A 20,464-nucleotide genomic window follows, 5' to 3' on the forward strand; every position below is an offset into this window, starting at 1 on the left:
CAGCCTCGGCATCGAGTTGGCTTCTGTATTTCCGACCGCGCAAGCGGCCCAAAGCTGATTAAAAATAAATCATTCCGCCCCTCCCCTCCGATGGTTATAGGGTTTTATATTTTTCGTATGCGTCCAAGTATAAGCGCTCAGATTCATCGCGGAACTGATTTCGCTTTTTATGTAGCTCCATAAGCTTTCCTCCGATGCTTTTGTAGATAATTTGGTGAGCTTGGTTTTTTAGCTCTGCTTCGTCGTACTCATCGATTTCAAAATCGTCTTTTAGTGCCAAGTTAACCAGCCTAGCCAGAATTGCTTTGTCTATTTTATCGACTGTTTCATAAGTTCCTTCATCTGTCACAAAGTAACCTTGATGGTTTTCAATTTTTAATGCTTTCATATCCGCCTCTTCTCTCTATATAAGCGGTTTCGCCGGCTTCCAATGAGTCCATGGTTACTTGGAAGTTATTTATTTTTTTGCCATCGACTGAGCATAGTTCCTTGTCGGATGGGTGTCCTGAATATCTTCTATAAACAATTTTCCCATCTTCAATTTCTTTGGATGTATATACTATATAGTCCGAATTGATTGATGCCCCAACTGTGCTGTTGTGCGTGACAACAACCACAGGCATGTTTATGGATATTTCCTTTAGCATCTGGTTAACCTCACCTTTCAAAAAGAGGTTGTCAAATGAAGATTCCGGTTCATCTATCAATAGATAGTCAAAGTTTTGAACGTCTTTGATTTCTTGTAATAGCCTGAATTCAGATCTTTCGCCGCCTGAAACTTTAAATCCGTCTTTGTTTAGTATTTCGTACTCAATGCATGTGAAGTACTTGTATAGCTCGGATGGAGTCAGTTGTTCATTTGTTTTTAATGCGGTTAAGTACTTGTACGGGTTGGGATAATCTCTATATGCTTCACTAAAAGCTACTTTTTGACCACTTACGCTTTTTATTTCACCAGCACCTTCAAAGGCCCGTTGCTTACAAATGACTTTAAAGCCTTGGAAGTTTTCCTCATATATAGTCTTTTCGGCTTGAAGTAGCTTTGCAATTTCTTTAAATTTAGAGATTTTTTTGTGTTCGATCATTAGCTTGTAAAGGTCAACATCTTTAACTTGAGTCGCTGATGTCCTCAGTTGAAGTTTGTTTTTAACATCTCGTACAATGTCATTCACTAAAACCATCTTCTTTCTTTCGAGGGCTTTAGACCATAAAAGCTCTATTAGCTCACATGCAAGTGCTTTTAAGTTGCCTGTGTCAATATGCTTGTCAATGATCTCTCTGTACTCAATGTTCTCTATTAGTTGGCGCACAGAGCCGATAAGGTCGTTAAGCGCTCTGTCTGCGTCAACTTCAAATTGCGTTTCATTAAATAGAGCTACTCTAGAAAATGCATCAAGCTTTTCTGCTTCTTCAGCTAGTTTCAGAAGCGTGTCGAGGTAATCGTCTACTTTCCTCTGATTCACTCCAAGGTCAACGTTCAACACATCGTCCAAAACAGCCTTGAAAGGGCTTAAATGTTTGTCAGCAAACGTACTCTTCTTACGAGCGACATCTGCATTAAACTCTTTTTCATAGTTTGCGTCATCTTTTTGGACAAGAGAGAATTGAGAGATGTATTTTACATTTTCACAGTCTTTGCTGATCTGATTTAAAGTTGCGGTTTTTCCTGAGGATCTTGCACCAAACAGAATGTTCAATCCTGTGGATAGTTTTTGGCCATCATCAAAAACCTGAAATAAAGAATTTCCTTCTGATCTGGATAGAGAAACTTTACTTCTGTCGCGAAGGCTAAACTTCAGTGATCTTATAGATAATTCGCCGCAGTCAATATATGTTTGCCTGGTTGGGAATTTTTTCATGCCTTCGCTAATTCGTATGTCACTAAAAATAACTGGTGTTATTTCAGTTTCATCTTTTGCCATGCGAATAAACTTTTTGGGACTATCAACCTCGCCTGCAGAAACGAATCCACGAATTTTCTCAAGCGTGTCTCCCGAGATAGATGGCCTCTTTTCATAATGAGGTATAATAAGGTATTGATTTAGATCTCCAAAAATATCAATCAGTTCGTCAACACTTATTGAATCCCCTATAGCTTGTATTTTTTCTGATATGGCCCGGGTTTTTATTTGAAAATCATCTAGATTTTCATTTTCTGAGATAACAAGAATATGACCTTTGTCTAGGTTGATTTCAATTCCTGGGAAAGTCACACAGCCCAGCCGTTTAGCGATTTCGTTGAATTGGCTTAGGTCGAACATGTCATGATTTGTTATGGCTATGGCATCTAGTTTTGCTGAATTTACATACTCAATTAGTTTCTCTAGTGAGAATATGAAGTGCGCATCGCTGATCGTAGGTATGGTATGCATATGAAGGTCAATTTTCTTCATTGTTCTCTCCAGCAGTAGTTCGAAAAAGGGACAGATTTATTTCCTTTCCATTCATTCTTCATCGAAGTAGTCGCTATCCAGCTTCGGCAGCTTAAGCAGACGTGAAGTTACGCCAACTTCGTGATCCATCATCAAGTTGACCAGCCTTCTCCCATCAACCAGCACCATGCCTTCTACAGAGCGAGCAAAGTCGATTGCCTGGGCTGTAAAGCCTGAGGTTGTGATAAATACGCCTCGCTTGGCTTTTTGCCCGGCGAGGGCACCATAGAAGGCTTGCAGCTCTGGCCGCCCAACCGTGCCTTGCCAGCGTTTGGCCTGGACGTAGACTTTTTCCAGGCCTAGCTTGTCGAGTGAGATCACGCCGTCGATCCCGCCATCGCCGCTACCGCCAACGCGCTGCAGATCGTTGCGGCTGGTGCCATAGCCAAGGCTATGCAGTACATCCAGCACTATGACTTCAAAGCGATTAGGGCTGACTAGCAGAAGGCTATCCAGCAGGTCTGCAGCCGTTGCGTCGCGTAGCTCACGTAAAGCTTGCTCAAGGCGGTCGTCAGGACTAGCTGTAGCTGAGTTGGCCGCAGGGGTAGGCTGATCTTGCCCATCGAGTGGTACAGCATCAGCCGGGGTCTTGAGTTTTACATTCATAAAGCCGATAGCGAGCTGTTCGACTTTATCCGCACTCAGAGGGTAAGGGTGCTGCGCGGCATAGGTAACGCCAGCGTCAGTCAGCTTCCAGTACCCACGCTTGGCGCTGCTGGACAGGCCGGCGCGCTTGAGTCGGTCATGGGCCCAGCCTGCACGGTTTTTGTAGGTAGCCTGGCCGCTGGCAATCAGCTCATGGCGCTGAGCTTCGGACAGGTTCAGCGCATCCGCAGCGGCGTCATGAGCGTCACGTGCTCTCGCGCCTTCGGGCGTGGCGGCCAGATAGCGCAAGATCGGCTCAATAAGCTGGTCGTAGGTAGGAACGGACATCGCGACTCCAAGCGCAGGATTGATGTTAGGGCTGCGTGCTAAAGGCTCTACATGATTTTGCATTTGGGAGGGGTTGAGCTGCCCCAGAATTGCTGGCCGACATTGGTCCCTGTTTTACGAGTGCGAATAACCAGGGCGCTACTGCATTTAGCGCATTGCCGCTCGGCAGTCGGATCGCTACGGCGCTTGAGGTTTTGTAAGGGCTCACGGTCTGTGGCGAGGGGCGGTGCGTAGCGGCCGGTTTGCAGTATGGCGTCGACTTCAGGCTTGCTGAATAGCGGCTGCTGGAATGACTTGATATGGCGATAAGGTCAATGCGTGGGAGCACGTTAGGCGACACTTCGGTTATGAAGGTGCTGCCATCCACGAAGTTGATGACCGAGTGCAGGTGATCCGGATTTGCGCCAATGTGACCTTTGGGCCAGGGTGACTTGAGCAGGCAGAGCAGCATTGCTGCTGGAATAAACCAGATCAACATGCCCCAGACCTGCGCAATGACGGGAGTGAAGTCCATTTCCCAACCTTCAGTAATCCTGAGTTAACCGGATCTTACCGAAATTTGACGTAATGGCACGATAGTATTGCAGCAGTTAAGCACTTGCTGCGCTGTCGTGGATTTTAGGTGGGGGCATTGCCTGCGCGATTTACCTGGTAGCGAGTACTGCGCCCCCCTCTGCAGTTGGGTTATGCAACCTTTCGCTACAAGGTCGCTCAGTTGTCGAGTGACGGTCGCTTTGCCCGCAATAGCTAAGCAATATTTAGTCTGTAAGCGCGTGAGCATAGAAATGATTGGTCTACTTTTCAGTGAGACGGATAAAAAAGCCCATAGAACAGGCGCTCGAAATGCGCTATCGGGCGCCTGGAAGGCTCTATTGTTTACTGTGAGTCAGGCCCATCTGGCAGCAAGGCTTGGGAGATGTCATCAACGATCGCCTTGCCCATCTCGCCCAGATAATGCGAGGCAAAAGCGTAGTGCTCTCCCCCGGTATCCATGGCGGCTTCAAGTGAAAGAACTTTTGCGTAGTAGAGCAGATGAGAGGCGTGTTCCAGCGCTTCCCGGAGCGGGACGCCGGCATTAACGCGCAGCACTTTCATTTCGTGTTTTTTCTCTCCGCAGTCCGCGAAGGTCACTACGCCGATGGTTGCTACTGAGGATGTGGCACTCATTGCGCATCTCCTGATACTGGAGAGCAATGGAAGTGTTGGCTCGTGGGAATTGAGGTTTTTTCGTGTGGTATTAGCTTGCTCCTTTGGTACAACCCAAATAGCTGCCACTGACGTTTCCAGGCGAAAGGTGGCAGCTGTACGCAGGCTGGAAACCGAGAAGAAGCGACTCGGCAGACACAAGTGTCTCCCACGCACAGCCGCCATAAAGCACAAACGGCGGGCCTAAAAAAGCGCCCGCTGATTGTTTGACGACGCTGTAGCGTCTTCTTATCGGGTTTCCAGGCCCGGTCGCTGATGAGCAGCGACGCGAAGAGACTAACGTTATGCGCCGTAGGCGACAATCAACGAAAACTACCAAAATTGTCAGCACATGTGGCGCTGGGCATGGCTCAAACGTTCACGAATTTCAGCGCTGACCATAGGCTCAAAGAAGCAGCTCGTCGTCCAATCCAAAATGAAAGTGGACACTTTGTGGACACTTTTGCTTTTTCAAACGAGAAACAAGCCGAAGGACGAGCGGCCCAAAAACACGAAAGCCGCGCAGTGCGCGGCTTTGAGTATGGTGGGCCCAGTAGGACTCGAACCTACGACCAAGGGATTATGAGTCCCCTGCTCTAACCAACTGAGCTATAGGCCCTCAGTAGGCCGCGGATTATAGCGATGGTTTCTTCGCTGTGCCATCCGAAAAGTCCGAAACGCTCATACGAAGGAACGTAGCGGCGAAAAGGTCCGGCGGCAGCGGCAGGCTGACGATGTAGCCCTGCATCTGCTCACAACCTTCAGCCGCCAGAAACGCTTGCTGGGCCGGCGTTTCTACGCCCTCGGCAATGATGGTGAATTGCATGCTGTGCCCAAGGGCGATGATGGCGCGCACGATCGCCGCATCGTGTGGGTCGTCGGGCAGGCCACGGACGAAGGATTGGTCGATCTTCAGGAAGTCCAGCGGCAGGCGTTTCAGGTAGCTGAGGGACGAATAGCCGGTGCCGAAGTCATCAATGGCCAGTTGCACGCCCAGATGCTTGAGCTGGTGCAGCACCTCCAGCGCCTCTTCGGCCTGGCTCATGATGAAGTTTTCGGTGATCTCCAGTTGCAGGCAGCCAGGCTCCAGGCGGTTGTCCCGCAGCAGTTGCTCGATGCGCGCCAGCAGGTTGGGGTGGCGCAGTTGCGCGCCGGCGAGGTTGACGGACAGCGGGCCGAAGTCATCAAAAATTTCTCGCCAGTCGTGCATCTGTCGGCAGGCCTGCTCCAGTACCCAGTCGCCAATCTGCAGGATCATGCCGTTCTCTTCGGCCAGGGCAATGAAGTGCTCGGGCGGCACTTCGCCGAAGGTGGGGTGGCGCCAGCGAATCAGGGCTTCGGCGCCGATCAGTTGTTGGGTGTCGAGGCTGAGTTTCGGCTGGTAATAGAGAGACAATTCGTCGCGCTCGATCGCTCGGCGCAGTTCGTGTTCCAGGGCCACGCGCTCGTTGGCTTGCGCAGTGAGGTCCTGGGTGTAGCTTTCGACGCGGTTGCGGCCTTTGGCCTTGGAGCGGTACATGGCGGCGTCAGCGTTTTTGACCAGGGTGGCGACGTCGTTGCCGTCCCGTGGGTACAGGCTGGTGCCGATGCTGGCGCTGATGAAGAACTCATGCTCGCCCGCCTGGAACGGTGGGGTGAAGCAGGCCAGCAGCTTATTGGCCAGGTGTTCGGCGTCGCTGGCTTGTTGCAGGCCGGGCAGCAGGATGATGAATTCGTCGCCACCCAGGCGCGCGACGGTGTCGACGTCTCGCAGTTGGTCCTTGAGGCGAACGGCGATGTCCTTGAGCAGCAGGTCGCCAATCGGGTGGCCGAGGCTGTCGTTGATGTGTTTGAAACGGTCGAGGTCGAGGAACAGCACGGCGCCCTGGCTGCCGGTTTCCTGTTGGTTGTTGAGGGCGGCTTGCAGGCGGCTTTCAAACAGGGTGCGGTTGGGCAGGCCGGTCAGCGGGTCGTGGTGGGCCTGGTAATCGAGGCGCGCCTGGGCGTGCTTGAGGCTGGAGATGTCGGCAAACACGGCGACGAAGTGGGTGATCGACTCCTCGCGGTTGCGCACGGCGCTGATGGTCAGCCAGCTGGGGTACAGCTCGCCGTTCTTGCGCCGGTTGGAGATCTCGCCTTGCCAGTGGCCGTTGGCCGTCAGTTGGTGCCACATGGCCGCGTAGAAGGCGCTGTCGTGCAGGCCCGAGGCAAGCAGGCGCGGGGTTTGGCCGAGGGCCTCGGCTTCGCTGTAGCCGGTGATCTCGCTGAAGGCGCGGTTCACGGCGCTGATATTTTGCCGGGTGTCGGTGATCAGTACGCCTTCGGCCGTGCTCTCGAACACGGTGGCGGCCTGTTGCAGTTTTTCCTGCATCAGTTGGCGTTCGGTGATGTCCCGGGCGATGGTCAGCATGCAGTCGTCGTCGCCGATGGGCAGCGGGCGGCTGGAGACTTCACACAGGCGAATTTCGCCGTCGCTGCGGCGGATGTGGCAGACAAAGTCGCGGACAAATCCATCCCGTTGCAGTCGCTCCAACATATCTTTGCGTTCGTTCAGGTCGACCCAGATCCCGAGGTCCAGGGTTGACTGGTCCAGCGACATCACGCTGTTGAAGCCGGTAATACGGCTGAATCCTTCGTTGACCTCAATCAGCAAACCGTCGCTTTGGCGGGACAACAGCAGGCCGTCGGGAGAGGCATGGAAGGCCTTGGCGAATTTCTCTTCGGAGGTTTGCAGCCGCTGCTGGGTTTCTTTCAGCTGGGTGATGTCACGCACCACCACGACCAGGGCTTCGGTGGTATCCAGTTGAAAGGGTTCGGCGGAGATCAGTCCGGTGAAGGCCTGGCCGTTGCTGCGCAGGAAGGGCATTTCCAGGTTGCGGATGCTGGTGGTCTGTACCCGTTGCAGCAGGCCGGGGCCTACGCCCTGGATGCCCCAGATATTCAGTTCAGTGGCGGTTTTTCCTACGACTGCTTCGGCGCTCAGGCCGATCTGGTCTTCGAATGCCTTATTGACCTCCATCAGGCATCCGTCCGACAGCCGGGCGATGACCAGGATGTCCGGGCATTGCTGGAACACAGAGGCGAATTTCTGTTCCGAAAGCTGCAACGCTTCCTCGGTGCGCTTGGCTTCGCTGATGTCGATCATCAGGCCGCGCAGCACGGGCTCGTGGCCGTGTTCGATCAGGCTGACGATGTCCCGCACCCACAGGCAGCGTCCATCGGCGGTGATCACCCGGTAGTCGACACTGTGGTCGCGGTTGGCCCGGGTTTCGGCGTAGCAATAGGATTCGGTGCGGGTCAGGTCCGCGGGGTGGATGATGTTGCGCCAGAAGCCCGGGATCAGCCAGTGGGCACGGGGGTAACCCAGCAGTTCCTCGGCGTGGGGCGACACGTAGCTGTAGGTGAAATCGCTGATGCTGGCTTCCCAGGCGATCGCGGAAAGGCTCTCCACCAGGCCGCGATAGTGGTATTCGCTGCTGCGCAGTTCCTGTTCGAGGGCGACCCGGCGGGAAATTTCCGAGCTGAGCCGACGATTGATCCGGATAACCACGGCCAGCACGATGCTCAGCAACAGCACGGCAGGCAACCCGTAGAGCAGCACATCCGTCCAGAGCGTGCGGTGGTCGATGACGTTGCCGACCCAGCGCTGCTGGATGGCCTCGGTCTCAGACGGGCTGATGTCGGCCAGGACTTTATCGAGGATGCCCACCAGCATCTTGTCGTCCTTGGGTACGCCCATGGCCAACTGATAGCGGTAAGGCGTTTCGCCGCTGATGTACAGGCCTTCCAGCTTGAGTTGACGCAGGCTCCACACGCTGGACGCCAGATCGCCCACTACGGCGTCGACCTTGTCGGTGGCCAGGGCCTGCAGCGTAGCGCTGACATTGGGCATGGCCACCAGGTTGAGGTCCGGGTGGTGAGTGCGCAGCAGTTCATGGGGCGCGTAGTTTTCCACCACGGCCACCTTCAACCCGTACAGGTCTTTGAGGCTGCGTGGTTGCGGGCCGCCTTCGTGGGCGAGGATGACGATGGGGAAGTCGAGATAAGGCCGGGTAAACGACAGGAAACCCTGGCGTTCCGGTGTGGACATGATGCCCGGCAGCAGGTCGAGCTGGTTGTTGCGGGCCTGTTCCAGCACGGCGCTCCAGTTCACCGGCTCGATCAGTTTTATCCTGACGCCAAGGCGATCCTGCATCAGCCGCACATAATCAGCGGCCAGGCCCTGGTAGCGACCATCTTCATCGCGGTATTCAAAGGGTGGCCAAGAGGCGTCGACGCCCAGGCGCAACTCTTGGTGGTCCGCCAGCCAGCCACGCTCTTCATCGGTGAGAGTCAACGCGCCAGCCGTTGCGGTCCAGGTCAGCAGCGACAGCAGTAACACGGTCGGCAATCTGGGCATAACGGTCTCGTTATGGCACGGGGAATGTTTCGAGTGTAGACGGGCATTGCGGGGGAGGGGAGTCAGCGAGGATTTAATCTGTAGAAGCAAAAACCCCGGCCTGGGCCGGGGTTTTTGTGATCACTCGTCGAGGAAGGAGCGCAAATGCTCGCTTCTCGTCGGGTGGCGCAGCTTGCGCAGCGCCTTGGCTTCGATCTGACGAATCCGCTCACGGGTAACGTCGAACTGCTTACCAACCTCCTCAAGGGTGTGGTCGGTATTCATGTCGATGCCGAAGCGCATGCGCAGTACCTTGGCTTCACGGGCAGTGAGGCCGGACAGTACGTCGCGAGTCGCTTCTTTCAGGCTCTCAACGGTAGCAACATCGATTGGCGACTGCATGGTCGAGTCTTCGATGAAGTCACCCAGATGGGAGTCTTCGTCATCACCGATCGGGGTTTCCATGGAGATCGGCTCTTTAGCGATCTTCAATACCTTGCGGATTTTATCCTCAGGCATTTCCATGCGTTCGCCCAACTCTTCCGGGGTCGGTTCGCGACCCATTTCCTGCAACATCTGCCGGGAAATACGGTTGAGCTTGTTGATCGTCTCGATCATGTGCACCGGAATACGGATGGTGCGGGCCTGGTCGGCGATCGAGCGAGTGATCGCCTGACGGATCCACCAGGTGGCATAAGTCGAGAACTTGTAGCCGCGACGGTATTCGAACTTGTCCACCGCTTTCATCAAGCCGATGTTGCCTTCCTGGATCAGATCGAGGAATTGCAGGCCACGGTTGGTGTACTTCTTGGCGATGGAGATCACCAGACGCAAGTTCGCTTCAACCATCTCTTTCTTCGCGCGGCGGGCCTTGGCCTCACCGATCGACATGCGACGGTTGATGTCCTTGATCTCGGCAATCGTCAGACCGGTTTCGGTCTGCAATGCAGTCAGCTTCTGCTGGCAACGAACGATGTCGGCCTGGAAGCGACCAATGGCTTCAGCGTATTTGCTTTTGCCTTTGGCCAGTGCGTCGGTCCAGCTTTCGTCGACTTCGTTGCCCGGGAACTGGCGCAGGAAGTCGGCACGCGGCATGCGCGCATCACGGACACAGAGCTGCATGATCGCACGCTCTTGTGCACGCAGACGCTCAAGGGCGCTACGAACCCGCTCAACCAGGCCTTCGAATTGCTTCGGTACCAGTTTGATCGGCATGAAGAGTTCAGCCAGGGCCAGCAATTCAGCAGTTGCCTGCTTGCTGCCGCGACCGTGCTTCTTCAGGGCCTTGCGAGCCAGTTCCATCTGATCGGAGACCGCGCCAAAGCGCTGCGCTGCGATGATCGGATCCGGACCGCTTTCGACTTCTTCTTCGTCATCAGTGCTGGCTTCAGCTTCGTCGTCGTCGGTGTCGTCGTCTGCTTTCGCAGCCTTGGCATCGATCGGTGGCGGAATTTCAGCCGCAGGTGGCGCAATGCCGTCGTCCGGGTCGATATAACCGCTCAGGACGTCGGACAGGCGGCCACCTTCGGTGGTGACGCGAGTGTACTCGGAGAGAATGTGGTCAACCGTGCCTGGGAAGTGCGCGATTGCGCCCATCACTTCACGGATGCCCTCTTCGATACGCTTGGCGATTTCGATTTCGCCTTCACGTGTCAGCAGCTCTACCGTACCCATTTCGCGCATATACATGCGCACAGGGTCAGTCGTGCGACCGATGTCGGTCTCGACCGCTGCCAACGCGGCGGCTGCTTCTTCAGCGGCTGCCTCGTCGGTATCGGCGTCGGCCAACATAAGGGCGTCCGCATCCGGAGCACTCTCGTGTACGGGGATCCCCATGTCATTAATCATGCGGATGATGTCTTCCACCTGCTCTGGATCTGAAATATCCTCAGGCAGGTGGTCGTTGACCTCTGCGTAAGTCAGATACTTCTGCTCACGACCAAGGGTGATCAACTCTTTGATACGAGACTGCTGTTGCGCTTTTCCGGACATAACACCCTATCCACTGAAGGTCTTGGCGGGCAAAAAACAAGCCGAGGATTATACCCGAGCTATGACCTCACACGCCAGCTGAGGTCGGGTTTGATGCGGAAACATTGCGACTTAAAAGGTCGCGCAGTTGATTTTTCTCTTCGGCGGTCAATTCACTCTGACGCGCTTTTCGAAGAAGTTGTTCCAGGTTTCGCTCGCGTTGACGAGCTACCAAGCTAGTAATGGTGTCGAAAAACTGTTGTTCAAGGTTATCGCCATCAATCAGCCATTCCTTTTCTGCCAATGCCTTCAGCAAACGGCCCTGTTCGGTGCCGTGCCAGCGTGCAATCAGCTGGAATGAGTTTAGCTTAGGATTCTTCTGTACGGCTTCGAGCAGGGCCACCAACAGTTGCGTATTGGTGTGGTCTTCGGCCGCAAAGTGCCCCGCATCCTCGACTTTTTGTGCCAGTTGCGGGTGGTGCAAAAGTGTACGCAGGGCTGCCATGGTGGGCGGCTCTACTGCTGCTGGGACGCGTGGGCCGCGCGGTTCGTCACGGTCACCGCCACGTTTGCCGTTTTTGTCCCAGGGTTTCTTGTCCCATTTCTTGCCGCCGGCGCCGGGTTTCTTCGGTGTCCACTCCTGCTGGGGCGTGTAGGCCTCCTGCGGTTGGTGGAAGTCGGAATAGTCCGGCATGGCGTCGTAATCCATGCCCGGGTCGTAGGCCGGCGGCGCCTCTTGCGGCGCGCTGCGGGCCAGCTGGCTGACGGCCTCGCCACTCAAGCCGGTGATTTCCAGCAGGCGCTGGCGCATCAGGGTGCGCAGGTTGGCGCCCGGAACCTTGTCGATCAGCGGGGCCGCGAGGGTGACCATGTGGGCCTTGCCTTCGAGGGAGCGCGGGTCGGACTCTTCGGTCAGTTGCTGGAAAAAGTAATCGGCCAGCGGTTGTGCGTGTTGGTTGATGCGCGCGCGGAACGCGTCGGTGCCTTCGGAGCGGACCAGGGTGTCCGGGTCTTCACCTTCGGGCAGGAACAGGAAGCGTGCGCGCCGCCCGTCCTGCAGGCTCGACAGGGTCGACTCAAGGGCACGCCACGCTGCGTTGCGGCCGGCCTGGTCGCCGTCGAAGCAAAACAGTACGTTGGGCACCACGCGAAACAGGCGCTTCAAGTGCTCTTCGCTGGTAGCGGTGCCCAAGGTCGCCACGGCGTTGCGCAAACCTTGCTGGGCCAGGGCAATCACGTCCATATAGCCTTCAACCACGATGATTTCGTCGAGGTTGCGGTTGTTCTTGCGCGCCTCAAACAGGCCGTAGAGTTCCTGGCCTTTATGAAACACCGGGGTTTCCGGTGAGTTCAGGTATTTGGGCTTGTCGTCCCCCAGCACCCGGCCGCCAAACGCGATGATGCGGCCGCGGCTGTCGCGGATCGGGAACATCACGCGGTCGCGGAAGCGGTCATAACGCTTGCCGGTCTCGGCGTTTTCCACCAACAGGCCGGCGTCGATCATGGCTTTTTGCTGCAGTGTGTCGCTGCTCAGGTGCTTGTACAGGTTGTCCCAGCCCGGCGGGGCGAAGCCGAGGCCGAAGTCGCGGGCGATTTCACCGGTCAGGCCGCGGCCCTTGAGGTAATCGACGGCGGCTTTGCGCTGCGGGTGGCTTTTCAGTGCCTGGCGGTAAAAGTCGGCAGCAGCGGTAAGCAGCGGGTACAGCGGCGAATCGGTGGGTTGCCGCGGTTTGTGCGGGCGGCCACTTTCTTCGCGGGGGATTTCCATGCCGGCGGCTTTCGCCAGTTCCTCGACGGCCTGGGGGAAGTCCAGGTTGTCGTGGTCCATGATGAAGCCGAGGGCGTTGCCGCCAGCGCCGCAGCCGAAGCAGTAGTAGAACTGCTTGTCGGGGCTGACGCTGAACGACGGAGTCTTTTCCTTGTGGAACGGGCAGCAGGCGGTGTAGTTCTTGCCGGCCTTTTTCATCTGCAGGCGCGAGCTGACAACATCGACGATGTCGGTGCGGTTCAGAAGGTCGTCAATAAAGCTCTGGGGAATTAGCCCGGCCATGGCGTTCTCGTCATCACTGCGTGTAAAAGAGGGCCCGCAAAGTGCTCAAGGCGCGCGTGTTGTGCGGCTCGATCTACTGTCGTCTGCTTGGTCTGTCAGGAAGTGTATCTGCCGAACATTCACTGACGTTAGTTCCGATCAGTGCCCGGCGTAGAAATGTTGCCCGGGAGTCCGGTCTTGGCCATGTGGGGGCCTCGGAAGCTCATCGGTGGGCGCAGCCGACCTGTTGATCGTCTGTTAAAAAATAAGTGTGCTCGTCAGTAGCCTTGTTAGGCTCGTCAGAAGAGACGTGCACCGCTGGCAAAAGAGCCAGTCCTGACGTGTGAAGCAGTTCGTTTCAGTCGCGTGTGCGGCGTCAACGGTGAAGCATCAAGCGATATCCGCAAATGCCAACAGCCCGGCTGAGGGCCGGGCTTGGCAGAAGCTTGCTACGAACGTCTGTGTATTAGTACAGACGAACGGCGCGGCGCTGCTCGCGCTGAACTTTCTTGGCGTGACGCTTAACAGCGGCTGCTGCTTTACGCTTACGCTCAGAAGTTGGCTTCTCGTAAAATTCGCGGCTACGAACTTCAGCCAGAACACCGGCTTTTTCGCAGGAGCGCTTGAAACGACGCAGAGCTACGTCGAAGGGTTCGTTCTCTTTTACTTTGACGGCTGGCATCCAGAGCTACCTTCTTTCATTACCGGGAATCAACGTTCTCGTCGCAAAAAATTCGCGGCTGAGGTCGTCGGTTTTTAAGGGTTGCGGATGTTAACCCCTCATTGCCCGGAATGCAAAGCCTCTGATCGAAAACCGCTAGTCGGGAGGGGGAGTGGCGACTATTATGCGCGCCTTCGAATTCAGCCTCTACAAGGCGCAAACCCATGCTAGTTCTGGGATTAGAAACCTCGTGCGACGAAACCGGTGTCGCACTTTACGACAGTGAACGCGGGCTTTTGGCCGACGCACTGTTCAGTCAGATCGACCTGCATCGCGCCTATGGCGGCGTGGTGCCGGAGCTGGCCAGCCGTGATCATGTGAAACGCATGCTGCCATTGATTCGCCAGGTGCTGGACGAGGCCGGCTGCGTGCCGACCGAGATCGACGCCATTGCCTATACCGCAGGCCCCGGATTGGTCGGAGCCCTGCTGGTTGGGGCCTCTTGCGCCCAGGCGCTGGCATTTGCCTGGGGCATTCCGGCCCTTGGCGTGCACCACATGGAAGGCCATTTACTGGCACCGATGCTGGAAGAAAACCCGCCAGCGTTCCCGTTCGTCGCTTTGTTGGTTTCAGGCGGCCATACGCAGCTGGTTCAGGTCGACGGAATCGGTCAATACACGCTGCTGGGCGAAAGCCTGGACGACGCTGCCGGTGAAGCTTTCGACAAGACTGCGAAGATGATGGGCCTTAATTATCCGGGCGGCCCGGAAATCGCCCGCTTGGCAGAAAAAGGCGTTCCGGGGCGCTATACCTTCCCGCGCCCGATGTGCGATCGCCCTGGCCTGATGTTCAGCTTCAGCGGCCTGAAAACCTCTGCCCTGAACACCTGGCAGCAGAGCGTCAGCGCCGGAGACGACAGTGAGCAAGCCCGTTGCGACATCTCGCTGGCGTTCCAGCAGGCCGTGGTGGAGACTTTGACCATCAAGTGCAAGCGGGCCCTGAAGCAGGCGGGCATGAAGCGCCTGGTGATCGCGGGCGGCGTCAGCGCGAACAAGGCGCTGCGCAGCTCCCTGGAGAAAATGCTCGGCGACATGAAGGGCGACGTGTTTTATGCGCGTCCCGAATTCTGCACCGACAACGGTGCGATGATCGCCTATGCCGGTTGCCAGCGTTTGCAGGCCGGGCAGCATGAAAGCCTGGCAATCAGCGTGCAGGCGCGCTGGCCGATGGAGCAGTTGCCGCCGCTGTAACGGGCGAACGTGAGCCGGGTTCACCGGGCGTATTTAAAAATGCCGTTCGCGCCCGGCAAACAGGTCGCGTAAATTGCCCCGGTGGCGCCAGACGATCAGCAGCGTGAGCACGCTCATCGGCACCAGCGCCTCCGGTTCCTGCCACGCCAGCAACGGCAGGGTCAGGGGCGTGGCGATGAGGGCGGCCAGCGAGCTGGTGCGTGTCAGGTAGAACGTCAGCAGCCAGGCCAGGATGGCCAGCAGCGCCGCCGGTGGGTAGATCCCCAGCAGCATGCCGGCCGCCGTCGCAACGCCTTTGCCGCCGCGAAAGCGAAAGTACAGCGGGAACAGGTGGCCGAGCACCGCGCAGACGCCGATCCAGGCTTGCTGTTGCAGCGAGAGCCCGGCGAGATCGGCGATCAGCACCGGCAGCAGGCCCTTGCAGACGTCGCCGAACAGCGTGAGTACGGCGAGTTTCTTGCCGGCCAGGCGCAACATATTGGTGGCGCCGGCATTGCCTGAGCCACTCATTCGCGGGTCGGGATTTCCCGTCAGGCGGCTGAGCAAAATGGCGAAGGACAGCGAGCCGAGCAGGTAGGCGAAAGTCGCCAGTAACCAAAACATGCTAACTATTCCGGGCGAGGACGCCCTGATTCTAACGGGGCATCGCGCCCTTGTCGTGCAGCGGAGAAGAGTGCTTGGACAGAGTGTTTATCGAAGGTCTGGAAGTCGACACCGTGATCGGGGCCTACGACTGGGAGCGCGGTATCCGGCAATGCCTGCGTCTGGACCTGAGCTTCGCCTGGGATAACCGCCCGGCCGCTGCCGGTGATGACCTGACTTTGGCGCTGGATTACGCCAGCGTGTCCGCGCGGATCCAGGCCTTTGCCGAGCAGACGCAGTTCCAGCTGGTGGAAACCTTCGCCGAGCGCCTTGCTGAAGTGTTGATGAGTGAGTTCCAGATTCCCTGGCTGCACCTCAAACTGACCAAGCCCGGCGCCGTACCGGCCGCCAAGGGTGTGGGCGTGGAGATCGAGCGCGGATGTCGCTAACTCAGGTTTACCTTGGTCTTGGCAGTAATATCGAGCGTGAGGCCCATTTGCACGCTGGCCTTGATGCGCTGGCGGGTTTCCTGACGCAGATGCGCTGTTCGCCGGTGTTTGAAAGCCAGCCTGTGGGCATAAAGAGCGGGCCATTCTTCAATCTGGTGGTGTCGGCGTATACCGACCTGCCGTTGATGGAACTGGACCGCCGGCTGAAATTCATCGAGGCCGACAATGGCCGCTACGCCCCGGATCGCAAGGGCTTGCCGCTGGACATCGACGTGCTGCTGTATGGCGAGCTGGTGGGTAACTTCGATGGCCTGATCCTGCCCCGGGCCGAAATCCTGAAGAACGCGTTTGTGCTGTGGCCGCTGTCGTTGATGGCGCCGCAGCGTGTGCATCCTGAGGTGGGCAAGTCATTTGCCGCGCTGTGGCAGGATGCACACATTGACCAGGTACTGGCGCCGGTCGCGTTCGAATGGCGGGATCAGCCGTTGACGCCTGACTCGCTCTTGTAGGCTTTTAGCGCCTTGAGCCGTTCGCGTTTCAGCGCTTCGCCCAGTTCGGGACCTTTGTAGCCTTGTTCCAGTAGCGGCGCGACGGCCACACCTCTGGCCGCCAGCGCCGCACCGCGCAAATAATCGGCTTGTGGATAACTTCTCTGCTCAAGGCCCTTGCGCCCGCGGGCGTCCATCTCGCATGCCACCACAAACTCTTCAAAGCGTTGCGGGCGACGGTAAACGTCGAAGCTTTGCAGCAACTCCAGCAATGTCGAGGGCCTCAGCTCCAGTGCGCGGTGGCCATGGGTGTGATATTCGCCCACCAGCAACGCCAACTCCTGGCAATCCCTTGGCACCTTGAAGCGTTCGTTCATCGCCTTGATCAGCTTCACGCCGCGTTGCTCATGAGCGATGTGCTGCGGCAACTTATCCACAGGCGTGAGCCCCTTGCCCAGATCGTGCAGCAGGCAGGCCCAGCGGACGGTCAACGGTTGGGCATGGATGGCCGCCTGTTCCAGCACGCTCAATGTGTGCACGCCGGTATCGATTTCGGGGTGATGGGCCTCGGGTTGCGGCACGCCAAACAGTGCGTCGATTTCCGGCATCAGGGTTTTCAGGGCGCCGCAATCGCGCAGCACCTGGATAAACACCTGTGGCTGGTTTTCCATCAATGCGCGGGAAATCTCCTTCCAGCTGCGTTCGGGCGTCAAGGCTTCCAGTTCGCCCGACGCGCTGAGTTCGCGCATCAGTTCCAGGGTTTCGGGCGCTACCGTAAAGCCGAGGCCGGCATAGCGCGCGGCAAAGCGGGCAACGCGCAGGACACGCAGCGGATCTTCGGCAAACGCCGGGGAAACGTGACGCAGAATGCGTGCGTCCAGATCCTGCTGGCCGTGATAAGGGTCGGTCAGGTGGCCCGCGTCATCCTCGGCCATGGCGTTGATGGTCAGGTCGCGGCGGATCAGGTCTTCTTCCAGGGTAACGTCGGGGCTGGCGTGAAACACAAAGCCGCCATAACCCCGGCCGCTCTTGCGCTCCGTGCGGGCGAGGGCGTACTCGTCACCATTTTTCGGGTCAAGAAATACCGGGAAGTCCGAACCCACAGGCTTGTAGCCCAGGGCGAGCATTTCTTCAGTGGTAGCGCCGACTACGACACGGTCGATATCGGTAACGGGGATGCCCAGCAGGCGATCACGTACCGCACCACCGACTTTGTAGATTTGCATGAAAAAGCCTCCATTAGCGGCACAGGATAACGCCTGCGGCCCGCCAATGGAGGCTTTGCCGTTTCACAGATGCACGACTGCCAGGTCCAGGCGGCCGTAATCGTTATCGCCGTGATCGTTGCGGGGCGGAACGTGGTGGGTTTTCATGACCTGGTCGCCTTGCAGCGTCTCCAGGTGGATATCGAACCCCCACAGCCGGTGCAGGTGCTTGAGAACCTCCTCAGTGGACTCTCCCAGCGGTTTGCGGTCGTGCTGCTGGTGGCGCAGGGTCAGCGAGCGGTCGCCGCGTACGTCGATGCTGTAGATCTGCACATTGGGTTCGCGGTTGCCCAGGTTGTACTGCGCCGCGAGGGTTTCGCGGATGGTGCGATAGCCCGGCTCGTCATGAATGGCGGGCACCAGCAGATCGTCCTTGAGGTCGTCGTCCATGATGCTGAACAGCTTGAGGTCTCGAATCACCTGGGGGGAGAGGTACTGCAGGATGAAGCTCTCATCCTTGAAGCTGCTCATGGCGAACTTGATGGTCGACAACCAATCGCTGCCGGCAATCTCCGGGAACCAGCGGCGGTCTTCTTCGGTGGGGTGCTCGCACATGCGCCGGATATCGCGGTACATCGCAAAGCCCAATGCATACGGGTTGATACCGCTGTAGTAGGGGCTGTCGAAGCCCGGCTGGAAGACCACGCTGGTGTGGGACGTCAGGAACTCCATCATGAAACCGTCGGTGACCAGGCCTTCGTCATACAGGTCGTTCATCAGGGTGTAGTGCCAGAACGTGGCCCAGCCTTCGTTCATCACCTGGGTCTGGCGTTGTGGGTAGAAATACTGGGCGATCTTGCGCACGATCCGCACGATTTCCCGCTGCCAGGGCTCCAGCAATGGCGCGTGCTTTTCGATGAAATACAGGATGTTTTCCTGAGGTTCGGCGGGGAAGCGCGCATTGTCCTTGTCGTTGTTCTTGCCGGCGCGTTTGGGAATGGTGCGCCACAGGTCGTTGATCTGCTTTTGCAGATGCTCTTCACGGTCCTTCTGGCGCAGCCGTTCTTCTTCGGCGGAAATCGGATACGGGCGTTTGTAGCGGTCGACGCCGTAGTTCATCAGGGCATGGCAGGAGTCCAGCAGGTCTTCCACCGCGTCGATGCCGTGGCGCTCCTCGCACTGCATGATGTACTGCTTGGCGAATACCAGGTAATCGATGATCGAGCTGGCATCGGTCCAGGTGCGGAACAGGTAGTTACCCTTGAAGAAGCTGTTATGCCCGTAGCACGCGTGGGCCACCACCAGCGCCTGCATGCAGATGGTGTTTTCTTCCATCAGGTAGGCGATGCACGGGTCGGAGTTGATGACGATTTCGTAGGCCAGGCCCATCTGGCCGCGGGTGTAGGACTTTTCAGTGCTGAGGAAGTGTTTGCCGTAGGACCAGTGGTGATAGCCCAGGGGCATGCCCACGGACGCATAGGCATCCATCATCTGTTCGGCGGTGATCACTTCGATCTGGTTGGGGTAGGTATCCAGGGCATAACCCGCCGCGATGCGGCTGATTTCCCGGTCATAGGCCTGGATCAGTTCGAAGGTCCATTCGGACCCCGTGGATATGGGTTGGCGCTTATGCTCTTTGGCGGTCATGTCACTAACCTGCGCTGGAAGAGTTCACGGAAGACCGGATAGATATCGCCGGCCGAGACCAATTGTTGCTGGGCGAAGGTGTCAGCGAAGGCTTCGCTGATGCGCTCGTATTCGAACCACAGGGCCTGATGCTCGCGCGGGGTGATTTCGACGTAGGTGTAGTACTGCACGAACGGCATGATCTGGTTGATCAGGATGTCGCGGCAGATCGGCGAGTCGTCGTTCCAGTTGTCGCCGTCGGAAGCCTGGGCGGCGTAGATGTTCCACTCGTTGGCCGGATAGCGTTCGGCCATGATTTCCTGCATCAGCTTCAAGGCGCTGGAGACGATGGTGCCGCCGGTTTCCCGCGAGTAGAAGAATTCCTCCTCGTCGACTTCCCTGGCGCTGGTGTGATGGCGGATGAACACCACATCGATCTTGTCGTAGTTACGCTTGAGAAACAGGTACAGCAGGATGAAGAAGCGCTTAGCGATGTCCTTGGTCGCCTGGGTCATGGAGCCGGACACGTCCATCAGGCAGAACATCACCGCCTTGGAACTGGGGTTGGGTTGCTTGACCAGCAGGTTGTACTTCAGGTCGAAGGTGTCGAGAAACGGCACGCGATGGATTCGCGCGCTGAGTTTGGCGATTTCGGCTTCAATTTCCTGGATATCGCCGAAGTTGTCCGGCTCTTCGCGTTTCAGGCGTTCCAGTTCCGCCTTGGCGTCCCGCAGTTTTGCCCGGCTGCTGCCAGACAAGGCGATACGTCGCGCATGGGCCGAGCGCAGGGTGCGGATGATGTTGATCCGTGACGGGTTGCCTTCGTTGCTGATCCCGGCACGCACGGTCTTGAAGGTGTCGGTACCGGTCAGATTGCGTTTGACCAGGTTGGGCAGTTCCAGGTCTTCGAACATGAACTCCAGGAACTCTTCCTGGGTGATCTGGAACACGAACTCATCCATGCCTTCGCCGGAGTTACCGGCCTTGCCCGGGCCTTTGCCGCCCGCGCCGCCCTGGGGCCGCTGGATATGTTCGCCGCTGGTGAATTCCTTGTTGCCGGGATGCACGACGGTCTGTTTGCCGCCCCGGCCGTGGTGCAGCACCGGTTCATCGATGTCGCGTCCGGGGATGCTGATCTGTTCGCCATGCTCCATATCGGTGATGGAACGGCGGCTGACGGCCTCTTCGACGGCCTTTTTGATGTGGTCACGGTAACGCCGCAGGAACCGCTGGCGGTTTACCGTGCTCTTGTTCTTGCCATTGAGACGTCGGTCGATCACATAGCTCATGTAGGAG

Annotated in this window: 15 protein-coding genes, 1 tRNA gene and 1 pseudogene; 3 read left to right on the forward strand and 14 right to left on the reverse strand. The window is 57.2% G+C overall.

Annotated elements, in window-relative coordinates:
* Positions 1-94 precede the first annotated feature (94 nt).
* The 10 genes and pseudogenes from HX814_RS10115 to rpsU all read right to left on the reverse strand — a co-directional run bounded on the left by HX814_RS10115 (position 95) and on the right by rpsU (position 13,589).
* Positions 95-388 (reverse strand): hypothetical protein, encoded by a 294-nt coding sequence (locus HX814_RS10115; protein ID WP_177008804.1) that lies wholly within the window; start codon positions 386-388, stop codon positions 95-97.
* Positions 369-2,393 carry a PHP domain-containing protein gene (locus HX814_RS10120; RefSeq protein ID WP_177008803.1) on the reverse strand — a complete coding sequence of 675 codons (2,025 nt, stop codon included), beginning with the start codon at positions 2,391-2,393 and terminating at the stop codon, positions 369-371. The genes HX814_RS10115 and HX814_RS10120 overlap by 20 nt, the downstream gene beginning before the upstream one ends.
* A gap of 51 nt (positions 2,394-2,444) precedes the next feature.
* Positions 2,445-3,365, reverse strand: coding sequence for a restriction endonuclease (locus tag HX814_RS10125; RefSeq protein WP_177008802.1), 921 nt, complete (start codon positions 3,363-3,365; stop codon positions 2,445-2,447).
* Positions 3,366-3,412: 47 nt separating this feature from the next.
* Positions 3,413-3,879 (reverse strand): annotated as a pseudogene (locus tag HX814_RS31480) (hypothetical protein).
* Between the two features lie 362 nt (positions 3,880-4,241).
* Positions 4,242-4,532: a DUF3077 domain-containing protein gene (locus HX814_RS10130; RefSeq protein WP_177008801.1), complete on the reverse strand. Its 291-nt coding sequence runs from the start codon at positions 4,530-4,532 to the stop codon at positions 4,242-4,244.
* A 560-nt stretch (positions 4,533-5,092) separates the two neighbouring features.
* A tRNA-Ile gene (locus tag HX814_RS10135) sits at positions 5,093-5,169 on the reverse strand.
* Positions 5,170-5,184: 15 nt separating this feature from the next.
* Positions 5,185-8,928, reverse strand: coding sequence for a bifunctional diguanylate cyclase/phosphodiesterase (locus HX814_RS10140; protein ID WP_177008800.1), 3,744 nt, complete (start codon positions 8,926-8,928; stop codon positions 5,185-5,187).
* A gap of 120 nt (positions 8,929-9,048) precedes the next feature.
* The gene (rpoD, locus tag HX814_RS10145; protein ID WP_003211014.1) at positions 9,049-10,899 is read right to left on the reverse strand and encodes an RNA polymerase sigma factor RpoD; all 1,851 of its coding nucleotides are present in this window, start codon (positions 10,897-10,899) and stop codon (positions 9,049-9,051) included.
* A 67-nt stretch (positions 10,900-10,966) separates the two neighbouring features.
* On the reverse strand, positions 10,967-12,928 hold the full coding sequence (gene dnaG / locus HX814_RS10150; RefSeq protein ID WP_003211012.1) for a DNA primase: 1,962 nt from the start codon (positions 12,926-12,928) through the stop codon (positions 10,967-10,969).
* A gap of 445 nt (positions 12,929-13,373) precedes the next feature.
* Positions 13,374-13,589 (reverse strand): 30S ribosomal protein S21, encoded by a 216-nt coding sequence (gene rpsU / locus HX814_RS10155; RefSeq protein WP_002551877.1) that lies wholly within the window; start codon positions 13,587-13,589, stop codon positions 13,374-13,376.
* Positions 13,590-13,792: 203 nt separating this feature from the next.
* On the opposite strand from rpsU, the gene tsaD reads away from it, so the two are divergent.
* Entirely contained in the window at positions 13,793-14,818 is a 1,026-nt protein-coding gene (gene tsaD / locus HX814_RS10160; RefSeq protein ID WP_087694726.1) for a tRNA (adenosine(37)-N6)-threonylcarbamoyltransferase complex transferase subunit TsaD, read from the forward strand.
* A 33-nt stretch (positions 14,819-14,851) separates the two neighbouring features.
* Here tsaD and plsY read toward each other — a convergent pair whose 3' ends face one another.
* Entirely contained in the window at positions 14,852-15,421 is a 570-nt protein-coding gene (gene plsY, locus HX814_RS10165; protein WP_087694725.1) for a glycerol-3-phosphate 1-O-acyltransferase PlsY, read from the reverse strand.
* A 74-nt stretch (positions 15,422-15,495) separates the two neighbouring features.
* Here plsY and folB point away from each other — a divergent pair, with 74 nt between their 5' ends.
* Complete coding sequence (gene folB, locus HX814_RS10170) at positions 15,496-15,849, forward strand: dihydroneopterin aldolase (RefSeq protein WP_177008799.1); 354 nt, start codon at positions 15,496-15,498, stop codon at positions 15,847-15,849.
* Positions 15,840-16,358, forward strand: coding sequence for a 2-amino-4-hydroxy-6-hydroxymethyldihydropteridine diphosphokinase (gene folK / locus HX814_RS10175; protein ID WP_003211005.1), 519 nt, complete (start codon positions 15,840-15,842; stop codon positions 16,356-16,358). Before folB ends, folK begins: the two co-directional genes overlap by 10 nt.
* On the opposite strand, the gene HX814_RS10180 is transcribed toward folK, so the two are convergent.
* The 3 genes from HX814_RS10180 to HX814_RS10190 all read right to left on the reverse strand — a co-directional run bounded on the left by HX814_RS10180 (position 16,328) and on the right by HX814_RS10190 (position 20,457).
* The gene (locus tag HX814_RS10180) at positions 16,328-17,563 is read right to left on the reverse strand and encodes a multifunctional CCA addition/repair protein (protein ID WP_177008798.1); all 1,236 of its coding nucleotides are present in this window, start codon (positions 17,561-17,563) and stop codon (positions 16,328-16,330) included. The two genes, folK and HX814_RS10180, sit on opposite strands and share 31 nt — an antisense overlap.
* A gap of 63 nt (positions 17,564-17,626) precedes the next feature.
* Entirely contained in the window at positions 17,627-19,189 is a 1,563-nt protein-coding gene (locus HX814_RS10185) for a SpoVR family protein (protein WP_177008797.1), read from the reverse strand.
* Entirely contained in the window at positions 19,186-20,457 is a 1,272-nt protein-coding gene (locus HX814_RS10190) for a YeaH/YhbH family protein (RefSeq protein ID WP_003211000.1), read from the reverse strand. Before HX814_RS10190 ends, HX814_RS10185 begins: the two co-directional genes overlap by 4 nt.
* Positions 20,458-20,464: the final 7 nt, after the last annotated feature.

The organism is Pseudomonas sp. C8002 (genome assembly GCF_013385765.1).
Lineage (GTDB): Bacteria > Pseudomonadota > Gammaproteobacteria > Pseudomonadales > Pseudomonadaceae > Aquipseudomonas.

What these genes read in the sequence shown, in the direction of transcription:
- folK (WP_003211005.1), top strand. Translation starts at nt 15,840, where the DNA reads ATGTCGCTAACTCAGGTTTACCTTGGTCTTGGCAGTAATATCGAGCGT.
- HX814_RS10140 (WP_177008800.1), bottom strand. Translation starts at nt 8,928, where the DNA reads ATGCCCAGATTGCCGACCGTGTTACTGCTGTCGCTGCTGACCTGGACC.
- dnaG (WP_003211012.1), bottom strand. Translation starts at nt 12,928, where the DNA reads ATGGCCGGGCTAATTCCCCAGAGCTTTATTGACGACCTTCTGAACCGC.
- HX814_RS10120 (WP_177008803.1), bottom strand. Translation starts at nt 2,393, where the DNA reads ATGAAGAAAATTGACCTTCATATGCATACCATACCTACGATCAGCGAT.
- plsY (WP_087694725.1), bottom strand. Translation starts at nt 15,421, where the DNA reads ATGTTTTGGTTACTGGCGACTTTCGCCTACCTGCTCGGCTCGCTGTCC.
- rpoD (WP_003211014.1), bottom strand. Translation starts at nt 10,899, where the DNA reads ATGTCCGGAAAAGCGCAACAGCAGTCTCGTATCAAAGAGTTGATCACC.
- rpsU (WP_002551877.1), bottom strand. Translation starts at nt 13,589, where the DNA reads ATGCCAGCCGTCAAAGTAAAAGAGAACGAACCCTTCGACGTAGCTCTG.
- HX814_RS10115 (WP_177008804.1), bottom strand. Translation starts at nt 388, where the DNA reads ATGAAAGCATTAAAAATTGAAAACCATCAAGGTTACTTTGTGACAGAT.
- HX814_RS10125 (WP_177008802.1), bottom strand. Translation starts at nt 3,365, where the DNA reads ATGTCCGTTCCTACCTACGACCAGCTTATTGAGCCGATCTTGCGCTAT.
- HX814_RS10180 (WP_177008798.1), bottom strand. Translation starts at nt 17,563, where the DNA reads ATGCAAATCTACAAAGTCGGTGGTGCGGTACGTGATCGCCTGCTGGGC.
- tsaD (WP_087694726.1), top strand. Translation starts at nt 13,793, where the DNA reads ATGCTAGTTCTGGGATTAGAAACCTCGTGCGACGAAACCGGTGTCGCA.
- HX814_RS10130 (WP_177008801.1), bottom strand. Translation starts at nt 4,532, where the DNA reads ATGAGTGCCACATCCTCAGTAGCAACCATCGGCGTAGTGACCTTCGCG.
- HX814_RS10190 (WP_003211000.1), bottom strand. Translation starts at nt 20,457, where the DNA reads ATGAGCTATGTGATCGACCGACGTCTCAATGGCAAGAACAAGAGCACG.
- HX814_RS10185 (WP_177008797.1), bottom strand. Translation starts at nt 19,189, where the DNA reads ATGACCGCCAAAGAGCATAAGCGCCAACCCATATCCACGGGGTCCGAA.